This is a genomic window from Pseudomonas sp. KSR10, from assembly GCF_022355455.1.
In the GTDB taxonomy this organism is placed as follows: Bacteria; Pseudomonadota; Gammaproteobacteria; order Pseudomonadales; family Pseudomonadaceae; genus Stutzerimonas; species Stutzerimonas stutzeri_E.
The window spans coordinates 400,331-404,219 of sequence record NZ_JAKOEN010000022.1 but is presented as its reverse complement, the minus strand read 5'-3'; the positions used below and the strand labels follow the sequence as shown (position 1 = coordinate 404,219).

The window sequence follows — 3,889 nt, the reverse complement described above, 5'->3', positions numbered from 1 at the left end:
GCGCCCGCAGCTACGGGAAAACGCTTTTTTCTATCCTGTAGGAGCCCCTACCCCGGGGCGAAGCTTTTGGCTTTGGGCGGGCAGAACGCCCGCATTCGCCGCGAGGGCGCGCCTCCTACAAAAGCGCGCGGGTAGTGCTTTGGCGTTTCTGCGCGGTTCGCATCAAAGCGCCCGCAGCACGTGCTGGGGCGCGTAGCGGTCGAATCTACTGCGCTTGGTTCGCCGCTTCGGCGGCCTGGATCAGGTCGGGACCGATTTGCGCTTCGAACTTCTTCCAGGCCGGACGCACAGCATCACGCCAGGCGTTGCGCTGCTCTTCGGTCAACACCAGGATCTCGCTCTTGCCGGTATCGATGATGTTCTGCTTGGCCTTCTCGTTCAGCGCCTCGGCCTGGCGATTCACCTCAGCCGTGACCTCTTCGATGATCTGTTCGAGCTCGGTCCGCACCGGTGCCGGCAAGCCATTCCAGAACTGCGTATTGGTGATGAGCAGGTAGTTACCGACGCCATGGTTGGACTCGGTCATGTACTTCTGCACTTCGTAATACTTCTGGCTATAGATGTTGGACCAGGGATTGTCCTGTGCATTGACCACGCCGGTTTGTAGACCCTGGTAGATTTCGGCGAACGACATCTTGCGCGGCACAGCGCGCAGTGCGGTGTACTGAGCGGCCTGCAAATCCGACGGCTGCACGCGGAATTTCAGCCCGCGCGCATCGGCAGGCTCACGTAGCGGCTTGTTGGCGGTGAACTGACGCATGCCGTTGAGCCAGTAGGCCAACCCGGTGATGCCTTTGTCTTCCATGGACTTGAGCATCGCCTTGCCCTTGTCCGACTGCTGAAAGCGTTGCGCCGCCGCCACGTCATCGAAAAGGAACATCAGGTCGAACAGTTGCAGCTGTTTGGTGTACTGCTCCAGCTTCGACGGCGCGGGTGCGAGCAGCTGGACTTCGTTGAGCAGCAGCGCTTCCATTTCCTTGCCGTCGCCGTAAAGCGAGGAGTTGGGATACACCTGTACCTCGACCTGGTCGGGAAGGCGCTCTTCGACCAGCTTCTTGAACATCAAGGCACCCTGCCCCTTGGGTGTACTGTCAGCGGTGATGTGTGAAAACTTGATCAGAATCGGATCGGCCGCCTGAGCCGCGAATACGCTGAACAAGGCCGAAGCGGCGAGCAGATGAGTGATACCACGGGTAAGTCGTGCCATGGAGAAGCTCCGTTTTGTAGTTGTGTGAGCCATGTAGCTGACCTGACTCTAGCCGGCGCCGTTTCTCGCTGATATTCATATTTGAGCAAGCAAGGCTTCGCAGTTGACGAAGACCTTGACGAAGCCATGCGGCGCGCAGGCTGTTTTCACCGACTGCCTTCGCGAGCGGTGAGGTGCTCCAGCAATTGTCGCGCCGTTACGGAGAGGCTTTCGAGATTGCGCACACCGATCTTCAGTTCGCGTCTTGCCCAGGGATCGGTCAGCGGGATGATGGCGACATCCAGCGCCGGCAAATAATTGCGCACCACCTGTTCAGGCAGCACCCCAATGCCCATACCCGTGTGAATCATCCGGCAGATCGCCTCGAAGCTGCGCACCTGAATCCGCAGCCTTAAGGGCATGCCCATCTGTTGGGCCGACTGATGCAGCAATACATGCAAGGAGGCGTCTTGCTGCAAGCCGATGAAATCGAAACCGGCGGCATCGCGCAGGGCGATGCTCTTCAGCGTCGCCAAGGGGTGCTCCCGCGGAGTGACCAGCACAAGCGTATCCTCGCGATAACCGAACACTTGCAGATCCTCGGCCGCCATGTGCCCCGCGAAGACGCCGATATCGGTCAAACCTTCCCGCAGGGCGCGCAGCGTATCGTTGCTGACACGCTCCTCCAGATCGATCTTCACTTCCGGATGCAGGCGCGCGAAGGCGCTCAGGTCTTCAGGCAGGAACTCGATCACCGCCGATGTGTTGGCATGAATGCGCACATGCCCCTTCACGCCTTGGCTGAACTCGCTAAGGTCGGCATCCATCTGCTGTAAGCCGTCGAGCAAATTGCGCGCATGATGCAGCAGCGCATGACCGGCTGGCGTCAGTTCGACGCCTTTGGGTTGGCGATACAACAGACTGACGCCGAGCTGGCCTTCCAGGTCGCTGATACGCTTGCTAACAGCCGCGAGGGCCAAGTGCTCGCGCTCGGCGGCACGGGTCAAGCTGCGCTCATCAGCAACAGCAACGAAGAGGCGCAGGGTAACGAAATCGACACGCCGCATGGTTGACTCCCGTATTCGCAGCTGACGAAGCTACCACCATAAACCCGCGCGCCCAGAAAGGCATCCGCGAGTTGTCTTCGTGGTTGACGAAACCATCCTTGGTTATTCAGCAATTGTCCGCCGCGCGACGCTCGGTCATCCTCCATACATGAATCGACCTGGCACAGGTGTTGTGATGAACGAACAGAATGAAACCAGCTTGCCGTTGCAAGGCCTCAAGGTCATCGAGATGGGCCAGCTGATCGCCGGTCCCTTCGCCAGCAAGATGCTCGGCGAATTTGGCGCCGAGGTAATCAAGATCGAGCCGCCACAGGTCGGTGACCCTCTGCGAAAATGGCGCAAACTCAAGGACGGCACCTCGCTCTGGTGGCATGTGCAGTCACGCAACAAGCAGTCCGTGACGCTCGATCTGAAAGCCGCCGAAGGCCAGCAGATCGTCCGCCAGCTGGTCGCCGAAGCCGACGTGCTGGTGGAAAACTTTCGTCCTGGCACGCTCGAGGGCTGGGGCCTGGGCTGGGACGAACTGTCGAAGCTCAACCCGCGCCTGATCATGTTGCGCATCTCCGGCTACGGTCAAACCGGCCCTTATCGCGACCTACCCGGCTTCGGCGTGATCGGCGAGGCCATGGGCGGATTGCGCCACCTCTCCGGCTATCCGGGCCAACCACCGGTACGGGTGGGCGTGAGCATCGGGGACTCGCTGTCGTCACTGTATGGCGTCATTGGTGTCCTGTTGGCATTGCAAGAGCGCAACCGCAGCGGCAAGGGCCAGGAAATCGATGTCGCCCTATATGAATCGGTTTTCGCCATGATGGAAAGCCTGGTGCCTGAATATGACGCCTTCGGCTATGTGCGCGAGCCCGCCGGCAGCGCCCTCCCCGGCATCACCCCGTCCAATTCCTATCTGTGCAATGACGGCGCCTACGTACTGATCGCCGGCAATGGCGACAGTATCTACAAGCGCTTGATGACCCTGATGGGGCGCCAGGATCTGGCCGAGGATTCACGTTTGGCACATAACGACGGCCGCTCTGAGCACGCCGAGCTGATCGACGCCGCGATCGGCGAGTGGACCGCACAGCACAGCCGCGACGAAGTGATCGAGGCATTGAAAGAAGCGCGCGTTCCGGCCGGCTATCCCTACACCGCGGCCGACATCGTCAAGGACCCGCACTACCTGGCGCGGCAGATGATCGAACAGGTAGAGACGTTCGCCGGGCCGCTCAAGGTCCCAGGCGTGCTACCCAAACTCAGCCGCACTCCCGGTCGCATCGGCACTGGCGGCCCCCAACTGGGCGAACACACCGAGGATGTACTGGCCGGCCTCGGCCTCACCGACGAGCAACGCCAAGGGCTGCGCGAAAGAGGAGTCATCTGAGCATTCCAGCCGCTGCGCACAACGCTTTTGGTTTTTTGTGGGAGCCCCAACCCCGGGGGCGAAGCTTTTAACTCTTCTGTGGGAGCCCCGACCCGGGGCGAAGCTTTTGTTTAAACGGGCAGTACGCCCGCATTCGGCGCGAGGTCGCGCCTCCTACAACAGCAGTGCGAGTAATGCTTTGGCTCTTCCATGAAACCGAAAACCTTGCAGCGAAGCTTCTGGCTCTTCTGTGGGAGCCCCGACCCGGGGCGAAGCTTT

At 60.5% G+C, this 3,889-nt stretch carries 3 protein-coding genes; 1 reads left to right on the top strand and 2 read right to left on the bottom strand.

Going from position 1 to position 3,889, the window contains the following annotated elements:
* Positions 1-205: 205 nt before the first annotated feature.
* Both MCB86_RS19580 and MCB86_RS19575 read right to left on the bottom strand, forming a co-directional pair.
* Positions 206-1,207, bottom strand: coding sequence for a TRAP transporter substrate-binding protein (locus MCB86_RS19580; RefSeq protein WP_239611928.1), 1,002 nt, complete (start codon positions 1,205-1,207; stop codon positions 206-208).
* A 146-nt stretch (positions 1,208-1,353) separates the two neighbouring features.
* A complete protein-coding gene (locus tag MCB86_RS19575) occupies positions 1,354-2,253 on the bottom strand; it encodes a LysR family transcriptional regulator (RefSeq protein WP_239611927.1) in 900 nt (299 codons plus the stop codon).
* Positions 2,254-2,428: 175 nt separating this feature from the next.
* Here MCB86_RS19575 and MCB86_RS19570 point away from each other — a divergent pair, with 175 nt between their 5' ends.
* The gene (locus tag MCB86_RS19570) at positions 2,429-3,631 is read left to right on the top strand and encodes a CaiB/BaiF CoA-transferase family protein (RefSeq protein ID WP_239611926.1); all 1,203 of its coding nucleotides are present in this window, start codon (positions 2,429-2,431) and stop codon (positions 3,629-3,631) included.
* Positions 3,632-3,889 lie beyond the last annotated feature (258 nt).

What these genes read in the sequence shown, in the direction of transcription:
- MCB86_RS19580 (WP_239611928.1), bottom strand. Translation starts at nt 1,207, where the DNA reads ATGGCACGACTTACCCGTGGTATCACTCATCTGCTCGCCGCTTCGGCC.
- MCB86_RS19575 (WP_239611927.1), bottom strand. Translation starts at nt 2,253, where the DNA reads ATGCGGCGTGTCGATTTCGTTACCCTGCGCCTCTTCGTTGCTGTTGCT.
- MCB86_RS19570 (WP_239611926.1), top strand. Translation starts at nt 2,429, where the DNA reads ATGAACGAACAGAATGAAACCAGCTTGCCGTTGCAAGGCCTCAAGGTC.